This window comes from Streptomyces sp. M92, from assembly GCF_028473745.1.
Lineage (GTDB): Bacteria > Actinomycetota > Actinomycetes > Streptomycetales > Streptomycetaceae > Streptomyces.
The window spans coordinates 2,477,153-2,493,169 of sequence record NZ_CP101137.1 but is presented as its reverse complement, the minus strand read 5'-3'; the positions used below and the strand labels follow the sequence as shown (position 1 = coordinate 2,493,169).

Sequence of the window (16,017 nt, the reverse complement as noted above, 5' to 3'; positions counted from 1 at the left end):
GGTCTCAGCCGGCCTGGGCGCGGGCGGCGCGTTCGGTGAGGCGGCCCATGCGGGTGCGGGCCGACTCCAGCTCCTCGGCGTCCTCGGCGGCCGGGCCGTCCTCAGCGGCCAGTTCGCCCCACAGGCCCATCAGGTCGTGGCCGAGCTCCAGCCCGCGTGCCGGATCGCGTACGGCGCGCCAGGCGGTGGCCGCGCTCTGGACGTTGCCGTAGGCGGCCTCCGCGTCGCCCGCGCGGCGGTGTATCCGGGCGAGGTCCAGGGAGAGCCCGAAGGCGCGGTCGGGGTCGCCGGACAAGTAGGCGATGTAGGCGGTGAGTTCGCGGAGCCGGAGCACCTCGGGGTGCTCCGGTCCCAGCGTTCCGGAGGCGTCCGCCACGGCCTGCTCCGATAGCCGCGCCGCCTCCTCCGTACGCCCTTCCTTGACGGCCTCGTTGACACGCGCGGTCGGCTCCGCGAGGAGCGCCGGGGCGGTGGCGTCACCGGGGGCGGTGAGCGGCCCGTCCCCGAGCACGGCCTCGGCGACGGCGTCGAAGCCGCGGGCGGGGGTGGGGGTGGGCTTGCGGTCCGGGTCCACGTCGGGCACGACGAGGAACGGCCCGCCGGCGGCCCCGGACCCGGTCGGCGCCTCGGCCCCGGCGACCACACCGGCGGCTGCTCGCGCCCCCTCGCGCCCGTACGCTTCCTCTCCCCCGCCCACGCCTTCGCCCTCGAGGCCACCGTCCGCCACGCCACCGTCCATCCGGGGCGGCGGCCCGAACGCTCCCGTCGGCTGCGCCACCGTCCCGGGCGCCGCGGTCCTCTCCGCACCGCCCGCCGGCTCCGGCAGGGCCCGCAGCGTGAAGGTCGGCGAGGAGTCACCGGCCGGCGTGGGCAACGGCTCGGGCACCGGTGTCGGGCAAAACGCCGGGGCGCTGTCCCGTGCCGGTGCCACCGAGCGCAGGACGTGCGTGGGCCGGTCCTGCCGTACGGCACCTCGTTCGGGAGTCGTCGGCGCCGGTTCCCCGGCGAGGTGGCTGGAGCCGTCCGGGTCGACCCGGAGCGGGACGGAGCACCCGATGCGCTCGTCGTGGACCGTGGCGAGGACGGGGCGGCCGGCGGCGACGGCGAGGCGGTGGAGGCGGTTCAGGACGGCGTTCTGGATCTCCTCGCCGGGGGCGGCGACGACGGGTGAGCCGTCGACCGAAGCGCTGCGCGCGCCGGAAGCGGCCTGCGTGACCGCCGGCACACGGACGTCGATCGGCGCCACCGCAGGGCCGGGCGGCCGCTCGGCGTCCTCGTGCTCCCGTTGCCTGTCGCGGCCGAGTCGAGACATCGTTCCCCCACTCATCGGCGGCTTCCGTCGGCGGCTTGGTGCCCGTGCCGTCCAGAGCCTGTCATGCCTGTCGTACACCTACCGTCGAGTTTCGCCGCTCGCTCCCGGTTCTCGCGTCACCGGGGTGTCACAGGCTCGTTCCAGGTGCGAGAGGGACGTCGGGCTCCGTCGGAGCCCGCCGGCCGTGCCTCGTGCTGTCGTGCCCCGTGCCGTCGCGCCTCAGGCCGTGATGTCCTTCGTCGTGAACCGCGCCCAGGCCGCCGAGCCGAAGACCGCCGCGTACAGGGCCTGGAGGCCGAGGTTCCTGGTCAGGTCGTCCCAGTAGACCGGTTCGCGCATCAGGTCGGCGAAGGAGAGCCAGTAGTGCGAGAAGAAGTACGGCTGGAGCGCGTCGAGCTGCGGGATCTGGTCGAGGATCTGGACGGTGATCACCAGCCCGACCGTGGTCGCCATCGCCGCGATGCCGCTGCCGGTCAGGGTCGAGACGAACAGGCCGAGGGCCGCGACGCCGACGAGTGAGGCGGCGACGACCAGGGCGATCAGCAGGGCCCGACCCAGACCTTCGGCATACGTGATCCGGGTGCCGGAGATGGTGATCAGGTCGCCGACCGGGAAGAGCAGCGCCCCGACCGCGAGTGCCGAGACCGCGACCACCAGGGTCGCGGCGAGGCAGAAGGCGATCACCGTGGCGTACTTGGTGAGCAGCAGGCGGGTGCGGCCCGCGGGGGCGACCAGGAGATAGCGGAGGGTGCCCGCGCTCGACTCGCCGGCGATCGCGTCGCCCGCGACGACGCCCACGGCCATCGGCAGGAAGAACGGGAGGGTCGCGGCGAGCGCGGTGAAGACCAGGAACAGCCCGTTGTTGCTGATCTGCGAGATGAAGGCGGGGCCCCCGCCGCCCGCGCCGCCTCCGCCTTGGCCACCGCCTCCGAACGACGAGCCGTCGCTCGTCTCGATCTTCACGGCGATGCCCACCAGTACCGGCACGGCGGCCAGCACGCCCAGCAGGGCGAGGGTGCGCCAGCGCCGGAAGGTGACCGCCAGTTCGCTGCGGAGCAGCCCGAAGGTCCACAGCGGGTTCGGGGTGCGCGCCGGCAGACGCGTCTCAGCTTGCGACATCGAAGCCCTCCCCGGTCAGCGCCACGAACGCGTCCTCCAGCGACGCCCGTTCCACGCCGAAGCCGCGGACCCGGACGCCGGCCGTGACCAGGGCGGCGTTCAGGTCGGCGAGGTCGCGGTCGGGTGGTTCCGCCGTCACCCGGTCCTCGGCGACGGCCACGTCGCCGGCTCCCTGCTCCTTCAACACCCGGGCCGCCTCCCCCGTGTCCGGCGTGGTCACCACCAGCCGGCCGCGGGCCCCGGCCGACAGGTCGGCGACCGGGCCCTGGGTGATCAGCCGCCCCCGCGCCATCACGGCGGCGTGCGTGCAGACCTGCTCGATCTCGTCCAGCAGGTGGGAGGAGAGGAAGACCGTGGTGCCGTCGGATGCGAGTTCGCGCACCAGTGTGCGGATCTCGCGCATGCCCTGCGGGTCGAGTCCGTTGGTGGGCTCGTCCAGGACGAGCAGGCGGCGCGGCTGGAGCAGCGCCGCGGCGAGCCCGAGTCGCTGCTTCATGCCGAGCGAGTACGCCCTCGCCTTCTTGCCGGCGGCCGCCGCGAGGCCCACCCGGTCCAGCGCGGCGGCGACGCGTTCGCGCCGGGTGCGGGGGTCGGCGGTCGGGTCGGCGGAGTCGTAGCGCAGCAGGTTGTCGCGGCCGGAGAGGAAGCCGTACAGGGCCGGGCCCTCGATGAGGGCGCCGACCTGGGGCAGTACGGCGTGGGCGTCGCGCGGCACGGGTCTCCCCAGTACGGCGGCGGTGCCCGAGGTGGGCTCGATCAGGCCCATCAGCATGCGGATGGTGGTGGTCTTGCCGGAGCCGTTGGGGCCGAGGAAGCCGAAGACGCTGCCCGCCGGGACGGTCAGGTCGAGACCGTCCACGGCGAGCTGTCCGCCGCGGTAGCGCTTGGTGAGGGCGCGGGTGGCGATGACGGCGTCGTCCCCGCTCCCGCGCTCCGGGTGCTCCGGCTCGGTGGCGGACGGTTCGGCCATCGGCTCCCTCTCCTCGTCGTTCCCGCTCCGGTCCGGCGTCTACTTCGCCGCGTCGGCCGCCTTCACCAGCGCGTCCTTGGTGACGGCGCCGGCGTAGACCTTGCCGTCGTCCGTGATCAGGGCGTTGACCAGGCGGGTCTTGAAGACCGTGCCGGAGCCGAAGTCGCCCTCGACCTGGTCGCCGAAGGAGCCGAGGAAGCCGCCGAGAGCACCGGCGTCGCCGCCCGCGGAGGCGGTGGGCAGGCCCTGGCCGCCGGTGTCGAAGGTGGCGATGGAGTCCCAGCCCTCGCCGATGACCTCCAGGCCGTCCAGCTCCCCGGCCACGTCGGCGCCGGCCGCCTCGCGCCCGTGCTCCGGCGCCCCGGCCATCTCGTCGGCCTCGGTGACCTTCGCGCCCTTGGGCGGGGTGAAGTCGAAGGTCGACGCGTCCGGCTTCGCGAAGCTGACCTGGGTGAAGCCCACGTCCACGACGGCGGCGCCGCCGCTCGCCGGGGTGAGCGTGAACTTCAGCGGCATACCGGTCTTCGCGTCCACCGCGATGCTGACGGCGCCGACCGTGGAGCCCTCCTGCTTGGGCTCGATCACCAGTCGGTACGCGTCCCGGCCGGCCACCTGCGCGGTGCCGTCGACGGTGACGGAGGTGGTGTCGTCGACCGCCTTGAGCGCCTGCTCGGCGAAGTCCTTCGGCGTGGCCGGCACGTCCTGCTCCGGCTGCTGCCGCTGCTTCTGCTTCTCCGACTGCCCGGCCGCCCCGGACGTGGTCGAGTGGTAGACCTCGTTGGACGCGCTGTCGTAGCCCCAGACGTCCTTGCCGTCGTGGATCAGGCTGTACTCGGCGGCGTTCTCCAGCAGGGAGAGCTTCTGCCGGTCGGGGCCGTCCGCCGCGACCCGCAGCGTGTGGGTGCCGGACACCAGCTCGGTGAGCTTGGCCGACGGGTCGGCGGCGGAGCCGTCTTCCTCACCGGCCGCACCCGGCGCGCCGGACATACCGGACATCAAGCCACTTTCCAGGCCACCGAGGTTCGGCAGGCCCAGATCCGTGGTGATCTTCACCGTGCCGGACAGCTGCTCGACGTCCGACTTGGCGATCTTCTCTATGAGCTGTTCCGCCGTGACCTTCGGGAGGTCCGGGTCCCCGGAGTCGGCGATCGCGGGGACCAGCCCGATCGTCGCGGCCGCCACTCCCATCACCGCGACCGGGACGACGTAGCGCGCGGCCTTGCGCCGTCCGGCGCGCGAGTCCTCGCCCTCCGCGGCGGTCCTGTTGTCGTCGGAATCGATCGGTGCCATCTGTGCCCTACCTCCGTCGTCGGCGGCGGCTGTCTCGCGACCTCGCACTCGTCGTCTCACCCGTGAGCCGCCATTCTCACCCGAATCGGTGAGGATTGGTGTTTTCCGTGGTGTCCATCTGACCAAATCGGCCGGGGAGAAGCGTCAGACCGCGGACTCAACTCCGCGTACTCCTACGGGATGACACCGACGGGCGGCGGCTCCCCCGGCCCGTAGGGGGCGGGGTACGCCCACGACGTGAGGCGGGTCACCGCACCGCGCGGTCAGCCGGCCCGGTGCACCACGGCGTCGCACAGCTCCACCAGCGCGGACTTCGCCTCGCACTCCCGCAGCGGGGCCAGCGCCGCCCGGGCGTCCCTGGCATACCGGACGGTGTCCTTGCGCGCCTGTTCCAGCGCGGGGTGGGCGCGCAGCAGGCGCAGGGCCTCGGCGTGCCGGGCGTCGTCGCTCAGGTCGGAGTCGAGCAGCTCGGACAGGGCGACGTCCTCGGCGAGCCCCAGCCGCTCCGCGCGCTCGCGCAGCCGCAGGACCGGCAGGGTCGGGATGCCCTCGCGCAGGTCGGTGCCGGGGGTCTTGCCGGACTCCTGGGAGTCGGAGGCGATGTCCAGGACGTCGTCCGCGAGCTGGAAGGCGACGCCGAGCCGCTCGCCGTACTGGGTGAGCACGTCGACGACGGTCTCGTCGGCGCCCGACATCATCGCGCCGAACCGGCAGGAGACCGCCACCAGCGACCCCGTCTTGCCGCCCAGCACGTCCAGGTAGTGGTCGACCGGGTCACGTCCGTCCTGCGGCCCGGCCGTCTCGAGGATCTGGCCGGTGACCAGCCGCTCGAACGCCAGCGCCTGCACGCGGACCGCCTCGGGGCCGAGGTCGGCGAGGATCTGGGAGGCGCGGGCGAAGAGGAAGTCGCCGGTGAGGACGGCGACCGAGTTGCCCCAGCGGGTGTTCGCGCTGGGCACCCCGCGGCGCACGGCGGCCTCGTCCATCACGTCGTCGTGGTACAGGGTGGCGAGGTGGGTCAGCTCGACGACGACGGCCGAGGGCACGATGCCGGGGGCGTAGGGGTCGCCGAACTGGGCCGAGAGCATCACCAGCAGTGGCCGGAACCGTTTGCCGCCGGCCCGCACCAGGTGCTGGGCGGCCTCCGTGATGAAGGGCACCTCGCTTTTGGTTGCCTCAAGCAACCCTTCCTCGACCGCGACCAATCCGGCCTGGACATCGGCTTCCAGAGCCTGGTCCCGCACGCTCAGCCCGAACGGCCCGACGACGGTCACGAGGGGTCTCCTGTCTGCTGGTGTCTACTGGCGATTACCTGGTTTGTCGATAGGTCGCTGCCACCACTCAAGTCAGCGTATCCGGTCACGTTTCGATCACCGCTAGCGCCCACCGTTACAGGCCGGTCGGTATCGGATCATGCGCGGTATGTTTTTGATCAGGCGATATGAGCAGATATCGATCGACACCCTCGACGCCAGAAGCCGCCACCGAAGATCACATCACCCCTCCCAACGGCCCGCACTCCGAGTACGTCACCCACTCGGCCCTCCTCTGTCGATACGAACGCATGCCCGCAGGGCGCGCTCGTGAACACCGGACAGCACGGCGGCCGCTCACGGAGACCGCCCGACGGCACCTCGGGGCCGGCCGCTCACCCGCCCCGAGGCCCACCCACTCCCGAAGCCCTCCCACCCCCGAGGCCCTCCCACCCCCGACGCCCTCCCACTCCCGAAGCCCTCCCGACCTGCGAACGATTGACTCACACTTGGGCTGAATGCCCGAATTGCCGCTCTTATTGAGGCCGGTGAGTTGGCTCACTTCGGGCCACCCGCAGGCAACCCGGCCGCCGACTGCGCCCTCCCGTTGCCCCGCAAGCGAGTTGAAGCTTGGCGGCCGCAAAGGATCAAGCACCCCAAATGCCCCAGACCAAGGTCAACAGGCGTGTTGGGTGATTCCTGCACTTGTTCCGGACATGTGCTCTCGCATACGTTCCCGGCCTGTCGGGCGGACGCCGAATCCTGCCACCGCCCGGACGCACAGTCATCCGCCAACACACTCGCCGGCAGGAGCGGGGGACCCAGGTAAGTCGCCGCACCGGTCACCACCGGAGCGGCTCGGGGTGAAGCCGTGCCCGTCAGGGCCCGGCCGGGCACCTCCCCGCCCGAACCCGACAGCTCACCTCGCAGGCGTAAGGAGAGGGACTCAGCATGTCTGCCAACGGTCAGAACCGTCACGCCCGCGCCGGCCGTATCGCCCGGAAGCTGGCTGTGGCCGGCACCGGCGCCGCGGTGCTCGCCCTGCCGCTCATCGGTGCCACCAGCGCCTCCGCGGCCACCCCGGCCGCCGCGCCGGCCGCCACCGCCACCGCCACCGCCACCGCCACCGCCACCGCCACCACGGCGTACTCGAACAACCTCGACGGCTGGATCCGCGAGTCGCTCGACGTCATGGCGCAGCACGGCATCCCCGGCACCTACGAGGGCATCCACCGCAACATCATGCGGGAGTCGTCCGGCAACCCGCTCGCCATCAACAACTGGGACATCAACGCCATCAACGGCACCCCGTCCAAGGGCCTGCTCCAGGTGATCGACCCGACCTTCCGGGCGTACCACGTCGAGGGCACCTCCTGGGACCCGTACGACCCGGTCGCCAACATCACCGCCGCCTGCAACTACGCGGCCGACCGCTACGGCTCCATCGACAACGTCTTCGGTGCTTACTGAGCCGCACCCGGGCGCGTACTGAGCCGCATCAAGAGGTACTGAAGATCCGTTCGAGGACGACGGCCACGCCGTCGTCCTCGTTCGCCGTGGTGACCTCGTCGGCGACCGCCTTGAGTTCGGGGTGGGCGCCGGCCATGGCGACACCGTGGGCAGCCCAGTGGAACATGGGGATGTCGTTGGGCATGTCCCCGAAGGCGATCGTCCGCTGCCGGCCCACCCCCAGGCGCTCCGCGGCCAGCGCCAGGCCGGTCGCCTTGGTGATGCCGCACGGCTGGAGCTCCACCGTCCCCGGCCCCGACATGGTGACCGTGGCGAGGGAGCCGACCACCGCGCGCGCCGTCGCCGCCAACTCGTCGTCGGACAGGTCGGGGTGGCGCAGCAGCACCTTGCTGATCGGCGTGGCCCACAGTTCGTCGCGCCGGCCGACGCGCACCGCGGGCAGGGTGGGGTGGGGCATCAGGTACCCGGGCTCGATGAGGGTGAGGCCGTCGACGCCGTCCTGGTCGACCGCGGCGTACACCTGCCCGACCTCCGCCTCGATCTTGCCGAGCGCGGTCTCGGCCAGTTCCCGGTCCAGGGTGACCGACCAGAGCATCCGGTGCGCGCCCGCGTCGTACACCTGCGCGCCCTGTCCGCACACCGCGAGCCCCGTGCAGCCGAGGCGGTCCAGGAGGGGCCGCACCCTGGGCGCCGGCCGCCCCGTCACCACCAGGTGCCGCGCACCGGCGTCGGCCGCCCGGGCCAGCGCGGCCAGCGACCGGTCGGAGACGGTGTCGTCGCCGCGGAGCAGCGTGCCGTCGAGGTCGGTGGCGACGAGTGAGTATGCGGTGCGGTCCATGATCAGAGAATACGGACGCGGCACGTGCCCGACTCACCCGCGACCGCTTCCGGACCGCTTCCGAACGAGGGCGCAGCGAGTACGTCCGAGTACGCACGACGACGCCCGATCGTGTCCGAAACCTTACACATCATCGGCTAAAGCCGGTTAAAGGCCTGTGCACCGGTTGGCAACAAGATGGTCCGCTACCTACCGGCCGGGCGGCCCCGGAGGTACCTTCCTTGTGTCCAGGGGGAGCTTGATCGGGGGGTCGGGTTGAACAGCGGACGTGTGCGTGTGCTCAGGCCGGAGGAACTGGGCGAGGGGGAACGGGAACGCTGGCGCGAGCTGCGCGCCAAGTCGACGGCGCCACGCAATCCGTTCATGGAACCGGAGTTCACCGACGTCGTGGGCCGGGTGCGGCCGCGAGCGCGGGTGGCAGTGGTGTACGACGGCGGAGAGGCGGCGGGTTTCCTGCCGCACGAGCGCGGGCCCCTGGGGCAGGGCCGCGCGATCGGGCTCGGGGTGTCGGACTGCCAGGGCGCGGTGCTGCGCCAGGACCTCGCCCCTGACACCCGCCGACTGCTGCGGGCCTGCTCCCTGTCCAGCTTCGCCTTCGACAACCTGGAGGCGGACCAGGGTCTGTTCGTGCCGCTCGCCGCCGAGGAGCACGCCACCTACGTCATCGACGTGGAGCAGGGGTACGCGGCGTACGAGAGCGCGCTGCGCGCGCGGTCGCCGAAGTTCCTGAAGACCACCCTCGCCAAGGAGCGCCGGCTCGGCCGCCAGGTCGGGGACGTGCGCTTCGTCTTCGACGAGCGCGACCCGGCCGCACTGCGCACCCTCATGGGCTGGAAGTCGGCGCAGTACCGCAGGACGGGGCGCCGGGACCGGTTCGCCCGGGAGTGGATCACCCGGCTCGTCCGGCGGCTGGCCGGGACCCGGGCGCCGGAGTGCACGGGCACGCTGTCCGTGCTCTACGCCGGCGGACGGCCGGTCGCCGCCCACTTCGGGCTCCGCTCGGCGACGGTCCTGGCGTGTTGGTTCCCGGCGTACGACCCGGACTTCGCCAAGTACTCGCCGGGGCTGATCCTGCACCTGCGGATGGCCGAGGCCGCCGCGGCCGAGGGCATCGGCATGCTCGACATGGGGCGGGGCCCGGCGGAGTACAAGGACTCGCTGAAGACCGGCGAACTGCCCGTGTACGAGGGCGCGGCGACGCGGCCGGGAGCGGGCGCCGCGCTGCACTGGCTCGGTCGCGAGCCGGTGCGCCGCGCGCACGGCTTCGTGCGCGAGCGGCCGCGGCTGGCGTCGCTGGCGGTGCGGACGCTGCGGGGCGCGTCCCGGCTGCGCCGGTCGTGATGGTGGGCCGGTCGGGACGGCGGGCCGGTCGGGACGGTGGGCCGGTCGGGACGGTGGGCCGGTCGGGATGGTGGGCAACACGAGAGCAGCACCGAGGGCAACCACGAGGGGGTGGGCGCATGGCCGGTGGGCGGCGTGCGCGGCGGGAGACACGGCGGGAGATCGAGCAGTTCCTGAGCATCGGGCCGGTGCAGGTCGCCGAGCTGGATCTGCCGGGTGCTCGGGAGGCGGCGGGGGCGGGGGGCGACCGTGGCGACGAGGGCGTCGAGCTGAGACCGGGGCCGGGCAGCCCACCGGTCACGTCCGGTTCGGTGTTCGTACTCGTCAGACGCGCGGGGCGGCCCGTAGGCACCCTCCTCGGGCAGGTGCCCGACGGCGCGGATCCGGTGGCGGTGCTGGCCGGGCTCGCCCGGGAGCTGCCCCCGCAGGCGCCGCCGGAGCCGCTGCCCGTGCCACCGTCCGCCAGTGTCGTGGTCGCCACCCGGGAACGCGCCGGCCAACTGGCCCGCGCCCTGGACTCGCTGCTGGCGCAGGACCACCCGGACTTCGAGATCGTCGTCGTCGACAACGCGCCCGTGACCGAGGAGACCCGGGAACTGGTCGAGCGGAAGTACGGCGAGCGGGTGCGGTACGTGTGCGAACCGGTGCCGGGCCTGGCGATCGCGCACAACCGGGGCCTGGTGGCCGTACGCGGCCAAGTGGTCGCCTTCACCGACGACGACGTGGTCGCCGACCCGCGCTGGCTCACCGAACTGACCGCGCCCTTCGCCGCCGACCCGGGGCTGGGCTGCGCCACGGGGCTGATCCTGCCGGCGCGGCTGCGCACTCCCGCCCAGGTACTGCTGGAGAGCCACGGCGGCTTCGCGAAGGGGTTCACCCCGCGCACGTACGACCCGGCGCACCCGCCCGCCGGCGAGCCGCTGTTCCCGTTCACCGCGGGCCGCTTCGGCTCCGGCGCCAACATGGCTTTCCGCACGGCGGTGCTGCGCTCGGTGGGCGGCTTCGACCCGGCGACCGGCGCGGGTACGCGGGCGCGGGGCGGCGACGACCTCTACGGGTTCGTCCGCGTCCTCGCCGAGGGGCGGCGGCTGCGGTACACGCCGAGCGCGCTGGTCTGGCACCACCACCGGGAGACCTGGCGGGATTTGGAGACGCAGGCGTACGGCTACGGAGCGGGCCTCACCGCCTACCTCACGGCGGTCCTCGTGAACCGGCCCGCGCTGCTGCCGGCCTTCCTCGCGCGGGTGCCGGGCGGACTGGCGCACGCGCGAGGGCTGACGGCCGTACGCGCGACCGGTGCGGGGGGCGGTGCGGGGGGCGGTTCCGGTGACACGGACACGGGAGCGGGCGCGGGTGTGGGAGCGGGTGCGGGACCGGGTGCGGGCGTGCCAGGTGGGCACGGCTCACGTACGCATCCCTGGCCACGGCGGCTGTCCCGGCTGCAGCGCCGGGGCATGCTGTACGGCCCCGTCGGCTATCTGCGCGCCCGCCGAGCGCTGCGTACGGTCGGACTGGAGGCGGGATGAACGAGGGGACGACCGCGCACATACCCGTCTTCCTCTACCACGCGGTGATGGACGACCCGCCCTCGTGGATCGCCGAGTTCACCGTCCGTCCCAAGGAGTTCGCGGCGCACCTCGACGCGATCGCCGACAGTGGCCGGACGCCCGTCACCATCGGCGTGCTCGCCGACCACCTCGCCGGGCGGGCGCCGCTGCCGCCCCGGCCGGTGCTGCTCACCTTCGACGACGGCTTCGCCGACCTGCCCGGCCCCACGGCCGAGGCGCTGGCCGAGCGCGGGATGCCCGCCACCGCGTACCTGACCACCGGCGCCATCGCCCCCGGCGGCCGCAGCCTGCTGCCGCCCGCTCCGATGATGACACTGGACGCGGTGGCAGAGCTGGAACGTTCCGGCATGGAGATCGGCAGCCACACCGTCACCCATGCCCAGCTCGACACGCTGTCCGCCAAGGACCTGGCGTACGAACTGCGCCGGTCCAAGTCGGTGCTGGAGGACGCCCTCGGCCATCCGGTACGCCACCTCGCCTATCCGCACGGCTACAACAGCGCCAAGGTGCGGTCGCTGTCGGCCCGCGCCGGGTACGAGACGGCCACCGCGGTGCGGCACGCGCTCAGTTCGGACCGCGACGAGCGGTACCGCATCGCGCGGCTGATCGTGCGGCAGAGCCACACGGTCGCCGACGTGGCGGGGTGGCTGGCGGGCGAGGGCGCCCGGATCGCCCCGTACCGCGACGGTCCGAAGACGGTGGCGTGGCGCTGGTACCGGCGGGGACGGGCCATGGTCCGCGGGCCCGAGTTCGCCGGTTGACGACCGCGCGGGTCGCCCGACGACCGGCCGACCCGTTCCGCCGGATACCGCCCGGCCCGTGACCGGCTCCGGACCGTCATTCGAGCGGCTGGTTCAGGTGGGGGTCTGCGGCCACCTTGCGCAGGCTGCCCCACGCCTGTTCGTTGGCGATGGCCAGGTCGCAGTGCGGTCCCGGGTCGCGGTAGTTCCACTGGAGAGCCGCCTTGACGCCCGCCAGGTCCTTGAGCACGCCGGGCACCTGCGCGTACCAGTCCGCCTGCCGGTCCGGGCGCTTCGGATCGGACGCACTGCCGAACTCCGACAGCATCAGGGGCTTGTCGTCGGAGATGTTGGCGCGGATCCAGTCGTGGGTGGCGTACTGGGTCTGGGCGAAGCTGAGCCAGTCCGTCTTGTGGCAGAGGTAGTAGTTGTACTGGTTGTAGCCGATCCAGTCGACGTACGCGTCGCCCGGGTACATCCTCTCGAAGAGGTCGGCGTGGTTCAGGTAGCCCGTGATGATCCAGGTCCATACGACGTTGTCGACGCCCAGCTCGCGGAAGCGGTCGTGGATGTGCCGGTAGGCCCGGACGTATTCGGCCGGGGTGCCGTTGCCGGGGGTACGGGTGTCCATCTCCAGGTCGAAGGAGAGGAACACCTTCTTCCCCGTCCGCTCCCCGTACTCCTTGATCCGCCGCGCCTGGACGTCGATCACGGAGTCGTCCAGGTCACCGGCGGCTATCTGCTTCCAGGTGGGCTGCTGCCGCTTCGTGCCGCCCCACCACTTGCTCTCCCAGGACAGCAGCAGCATGCGGTCCTCGCCGACGCGCTGCTCCTGCTCGGTGAGGAGCTGGCCCTCCAGGCGGGTCTCCGTGACGGCGGACATGTCGTGGTACGTGTACACGATGTCGAGCCGGCGGCCGACCTGCTCCTCGTAGGCGTACACCTTCTCGGCCAGGTCGGACTTGTCGTGCGGCACGAAGGCGCCGAACCAGGCCCCGCAGGGCGGTTCGAGAAGCTCGGTCGGGCGGCACTTCGGGTCGTCGGCCGGGCCGGCCGGGCCGGCCGGGCCGGAGGCGTCGCGCAGGGCGAGCACCGCGACCAGGACCGCGCAGGTGGCCGTGACGGAGGTGAGCAGCAGCCGGCGCCGGCCCCGGGCCCGGTGTTCCTCCGGGGTCCTGGGCCGGCGGTGCTGTCCGGTCGTCGTCGAGTCCCCGCGTGTACGGCGAGCGGGACGGGCGAACCTCACAGAGTGGAACCCTTCCGTGTCCTCGGCGGCGCCTCCGGCGCCGTCCTGGGCGTCGGGGAGGCACGCAGGCGCGGGCAGAACGCGGCCAGCGTGGCCAGCAGGGTGAGCGTCAGCAGGACGCGGTCCCCGCTGAAGGCCTGGGCGGCCATCAGCACCGTGGCGACGAGCATCGCGGCACTGATGCTGAGCAGGACGACCAGCATCAGCCGTTCGAGCAGGTCGGAGTGGTGTTCGAAGCGGGCGTCCCGCCGTTCGACGGGGGTTTCCGCGCGGCGGGTCCGCAGCGCCGGGCCGCAGAGCCCGACCAGGGCCGCGCCCGGGCCGAGGGCCAGGAAGAGGGCGACCGCCGCGCCGCGCAGCGGCGAGCCGCCGGGCAGGGCGAGTGCGGCGAGCGCCAGCCAGCCGCCGAACGGGGGCAGCATGCGGATGACGAGGTCCTGCGGCGTCATGGCGTTCAGCTGCTTCGTGGCGTTCCGCTGCTTCGTGGCGTTCCGCTGCTTCGTGGTGGTCCGCTGCTTCGTGGCGTTCCGCTGCTTCGTGGTGGTCCGCTGCTTCGTGGCGTTCCGCTGCTTCGTGGTGGTCCGCTGTGTCATGGGTTTCTGCTTCACCGTCTGGCCCGTCCCTCGTCAGCTCGCCGGTTTCAGGACGTAGAGCACGCCGGCGTCGTTCTCGGCGACCAGCTCGAACGCGGGCGACGACGCCACGGACTCCCGGATGCGGTCCAACTGGTCCCTGTCCAACTGGCCGTTCATCTCCGAGTTGGCGACCTGCCCCTGCGTGAGCAGGAAGTAGGCGCGCGCCGGGGCTTCCACGGCGGCCATGTCGCGGGCCAGGACGGTGGCCGGGTCGCGCACGATCTCGTCGACGTGGCGCCGGTCGTCGTCGAGGAACCAGTAGTGGTCGACTCTCCAGTACTGCTCGTAGGCGAGCGGGTAGTTCCGGTTGGCGGCGACGACCAGGGAGTCGTCGGGGGCCCGGCCGAAGAGCTGGTCGACGAGGGCTACCTCCCGGGGCGGGAAGTAGTTGACGCGGTCCTTGCCGGAGTAGCTCGGCACGAACGCCAGCGTCCCGGCGAGCAGCACGAGCAACGGCACCCACGCGCCGTACCTCAGCGGGGGCAGCGGGGGCAGCGCGGGCAACGGGACGCGGCGCCGCCGTGCGCTGGTGGGCTTCGGCGAGTGCCCCGCCGTCTCCCGCGCCACGGCGTCGGCGGCCAGGGTCCGGACCTTGGGCAGCAGCGCGGCGGCGGCGAAGAAGGCGGCGCCGGGCAGCGTGAACATCAGCACCCGGAAGATCATCTCGCTGCCGTAACTGCTCGCCACGAACATCGGCAGCGGTGCCGCCGCGACCAGCAGCAGCGGCACCGCCCGGTGCCGCAGCACCCGTTGGCGCAGGATGCCGGCCAGCGCGAGCAGCAGCACCGATCCCGACAGCAGCCTGGCCGCCCAGGAGGTCGCCACCGCGCCGGTTCCGGTGGGTGTGGTCCCGTACCCGGTCTCGACGTTGGCGCCGACGTCACCTATGGAGCGGATCATGTCCGGCATCGCGGCGGACAGGAAGGGCAGTGCGGCCGTGAGGCACCAGGCCAGGAAGATCACCACCGTGGTGACCACCGGGACCCAGTCGCGGTACCGACGGGTGAGGGCCAGGGCGGCCAGCGTCACGACGAGCATGCCGGGCGTCAGCTGGTGCGAGACGACGATGGCCGTGACCAGCACGCTGAGCAGCACGGTCCACACCGCCTGCCCCTGCCGGCCCCGCCGCCCGCCGGAACGGCCGTAGCGGCGCAGCACGACCGCGATGACGCCCAGGTGCAGGGCGAAGGCGACGGACTGCGGGGAGAAGTAGTCCTGGCCGACCCAGTTGCCGACGCAGAACAGCCACACCGCGGTCCAGATCAGCCGCCGGTCCTCGGTGAAGGTCCGGTAGATCAGCAGCAGCGGGAGCAGCAGCAGGACGCTGGAGACCAGCGGCCACCAGGCCATGTACATCGCGGCGTTGTCCACGCCGAGCAGGCGCACCAGAGCGGCCTGGGCGGCGAAGAAGCCGGGCCACTGGTCGTAGACGGCCATGTCGCCGAGCTGGTCCGCGCCCTGGAGGCTGCCGGAGGTGAGCAGGTGGTCGATGACGGCGTCGTGCTTCCACGCCCAGGCGTACAGCGGGGTCGGGTAGAGGAGGGCCTGGGTGGCCCGTTCCATGACCAGCAGGCCCAGGACGTACGCGAACGACCAGGCGCCCGGGCGGCGCGGATCGCGGACCGTGAACCAGAAGCCCCCGGTCAGTACGGCGAGCCCGGCCCAGAAGGCGGGGTGCAGGGCGCTGACGAGACCGAAGTCGTCCAGGGCGGACACGTCGGTGTGCCGTAGCGCGTAGCCCCACAGGGTGAGCGCGACGAGAAGGGGCAGGGCAGGCCAGGCGGCGGCCGCGCGGGCCGGCCAGGCGGCGGGGGCGAGTTCGGACAGATCCGTCACGGGCGGCTCGGTGGCGGAGCCGGGGGGCTCCGGGGTAGAGGATCGGTGGGCGGCGCGTGCGGGACCCCGGGGGGCGGGCTCCCGGACCGGCCGGGCGGACGCCTCCTGCGAGGTCCTGTTGTCCGTCTCCTGCGAGGCGCGGAGGGATGCCGTCGCCTCTCGCACGTGTGCGTGCCCGCGCCTGTGCTCCTGCTCCTCCTCGTGTTCGTGCTCGGGATCGTGCTCGTACTCGTACTCGGGATCGTGCTCGTCCTCGTCCTCGGACACGGAGGCGGTCGTCCCGGCCGTCTCCGGTTTCTCCAGGGGCGTCGTCGCGGAGTCCCTGTTCGGCGCGTCCGGGTTTTCCTGCCCGGGCACGGGCTCTGGTACGGATCTCTCCCGTGGAGTTGCTGGCGGACG

General features: G+C 72.8%; 13 protein-coding genes and 1 riboswitch. Of the genes, 4 read left to right on the top strand and 9 right to left on the bottom strand.

The features are described from left to right. Positions 1-4: 4 nt before the first annotated feature. The 5 genes from M6G08_RS11345 to M6G08_RS11325 form a co-directional block, all read right to left on the bottom strand. A complete protein-coding gene (locus M6G08_RS11345) occupies positions 5-1,312 on the bottom strand; it encodes a tetratricopeptide repeat protein (RefSeq protein ID WP_272587043.1) in 1,308 nt (435 codons plus the stop codon). A gap of 219 nt (positions 1,313-1,531) precedes the next feature. Then, a complete protein-coding gene (locus M6G08_RS11340) occupies positions 1,532-2,431 on the bottom strand; it encodes an ABC transporter permease (RefSeq protein ID WP_272587042.1) in 900 nt (299 codons plus the stop codon). Then, complete coding sequence (locus M6G08_RS11335; protein WP_272587041.1) at positions 2,418-3,401, bottom strand: ABC transporter ATP-binding protein; 984 nt, start codon at positions 3,399-3,401, stop codon at positions 2,418-2,420. The genes M6G08_RS11340 and M6G08_RS11335 overlap by 14 nt, the downstream gene beginning before the upstream one ends. Before the next feature lie 39 nt (positions 3,402-3,440). Beyond that, a complete protein-coding gene (locus M6G08_RS11330; protein ID WP_272587040.1) occupies positions 3,441-4,691 on the bottom strand; it encodes a LolA family protein in 1,251 nt (416 codons plus the stop codon). 263 nt (positions 4,692-4,954) lie between these two features. Further along, entirely contained in the window at positions 4,955-5,965 is a 1,011-nt protein-coding gene (locus M6G08_RS11325; protein WP_272587039.1) for a polyprenyl synthetase family protein, read from the bottom strand. 758 nt (positions 5,966-6,723) lie between these two features. Next, positions 6,724-6,891: riboswitch (cyclic di-AMP (ydaO/yuaA leader) on the top strand. 4 nt (positions 6,892-6,895) lie between these two features. On the opposite strand from M6G08_RS11325, the gene M6G08_RS11320 reads away from it, so the two are divergent. Next, positions 6,896-7,414, top strand: coding sequence for a transglycosylase SLT domain-containing protein (locus M6G08_RS11320; protein ID WP_272587038.1), 519 nt, complete (start codon positions 6,896-6,898; stop codon positions 7,412-7,414). A gap of 28 nt (positions 7,415-7,442) precedes the next feature. On the opposite strand, the gene M6G08_RS11315 is transcribed toward M6G08_RS11320, so the two are convergent. After that, positions 7,443-8,252 (bottom strand): HAD family hydrolase, encoded by an 810-nt coding sequence (locus tag M6G08_RS11315; RefSeq protein ID WP_272587037.1) that lies wholly within the window; start codon positions 8,250-8,252, stop codon positions 7,443-7,445. A gap of 270 nt (positions 8,253-8,522) precedes the next feature. Between M6G08_RS11315 and M6G08_RS11310 the strand changes: the two genes are divergently transcribed. The 3 genes from M6G08_RS11310 to M6G08_RS11300 all read left to right on the top strand — a co-directional run bounded on the left by M6G08_RS11310 (position 8,523) and on the right by M6G08_RS11300 (position 11,922). Beyond that, positions 8,523-9,593, top strand: coding sequence for a GNAT family N-acetyltransferase (locus M6G08_RS11310; protein WP_383147021.1), 1,071 nt, complete (start codon positions 8,523-8,525; stop codon positions 9,591-9,593). A gap of 119 nt (positions 9,594-9,712) precedes the next feature. After that, positions 9,713-11,119 (top strand): glycosyltransferase family 2 protein, encoded by a 1,407-nt coding sequence (locus M6G08_RS11305; protein WP_272587036.1) that lies wholly within the window; start codon positions 9,713-9,715, stop codon positions 11,117-11,119. Further along, positions 11,116-11,922 carry a polysaccharide deacetylase family protein gene (locus M6G08_RS11300; protein ID WP_272587035.1) on the top strand — a complete coding sequence of 269 codons (807 nt, stop codon included), beginning with the start codon at positions 11,116-11,118 and terminating at the stop codon, positions 11,920-11,922. The genes M6G08_RS11305 and M6G08_RS11300 overlap by 4 nt, the downstream gene beginning before the upstream one ends. A 76-nt stretch (positions 11,923-11,998) precedes the next feature. Here M6G08_RS11300 and M6G08_RS11295 read toward each other — a convergent pair whose 3' ends face one another. From M6G08_RS11295 to M6G08_RS11285, 3 genes are read right to left on the bottom strand one after another with little or no spacing between them, the layout of a single operon-like run. Continuing rightward, positions 11,999-13,147, bottom strand: coding sequence for a glycoside hydrolase family 26 protein (locus tag M6G08_RS11295; RefSeq protein WP_272587034.1), 1,149 nt, complete (start codon positions 13,145-13,147; stop codon positions 11,999-12,001). After that, positions 13,144-13,740: a hypothetical protein gene (locus M6G08_RS11290; protein WP_272587033.1), complete on the bottom strand. Its 597-nt coding sequence runs from the start codon at positions 13,738-13,740 to the stop codon at positions 13,144-13,146. Before M6G08_RS11290 ends, M6G08_RS11295 begins: the two co-directional genes overlap by 4 nt. A gap of 33 nt (positions 13,741-13,773) precedes the next feature. Continuing rightward, entirely contained in the window at positions 13,774-15,618 is a 1,845-nt protein-coding gene (locus M6G08_RS11285; protein WP_443049009.1) for a glycosyltransferase, read from the bottom strand. Between the last annotated feature and the right edge of the window lie 399 nt (positions 15,619-16,017).

What these genes read in the sequence shown, in the direction of transcription:
- M6G08_RS11300 (WP_272587035.1), top strand. Translation starts at nt 11,116, where the DNA reads ATGAACGAGGGGACGACCGCGCACATACCCGTCTTCCTCTACCACGCG.
- M6G08_RS11345 (WP_272587043.1), bottom strand. Translation starts at nt 1,312, where the DNA reads ATGTCTCGACTCGGCCGCGACAGGCAACGGGAGCACGAGGACGCCGAG.
- M6G08_RS11320 (WP_272587038.1), top strand. Translation starts at nt 6,896, where the DNA reads ATGTCTGCCAACGGTCAGAACCGTCACGCCCGCGCCGGCCGTATCGCC.
- M6G08_RS11315 (WP_272587037.1), bottom strand. Translation starts at nt 8,252, where the DNA reads ATGGACCGCACCGCATACTCACTCGTCGCCACCGACCTCGACGGCACG.
- M6G08_RS11290 (WP_272587033.1), bottom strand. Translation starts at nt 13,740, where the DNA reads ATGACACAGCGGACCACCACGAAGCAGCGGAACGCCACGAAGCAGCGG.
- M6G08_RS11330 (WP_272587040.1), bottom strand. Translation starts at nt 4,691, where the DNA reads ATGGCACCGATCGATTCCGACGACAACAGGACCGCCGCGGAGGGCGAG.
- M6G08_RS11340 (WP_272587042.1), bottom strand. Translation starts at nt 2,431, where the DNA reads ATGTCGCAAGCTGAGACGCGTCTGCCGGCGCGCACCCCGAACCCGCTG.
- M6G08_RS11305 (WP_272587036.1), top strand. Translation starts at nt 9,713, where the DNA reads ATGGCCGGTGGGCGGCGTGCGCGGCGGGAGACACGGCGGGAGATCGAG.
- M6G08_RS11335 (WP_272587041.1), bottom strand. Translation starts at nt 3,401, where the DNA reads ATGGCCGAACCGTCCGCCACCGAGCCGGAGCACCCGGAGCGCGGGAGC.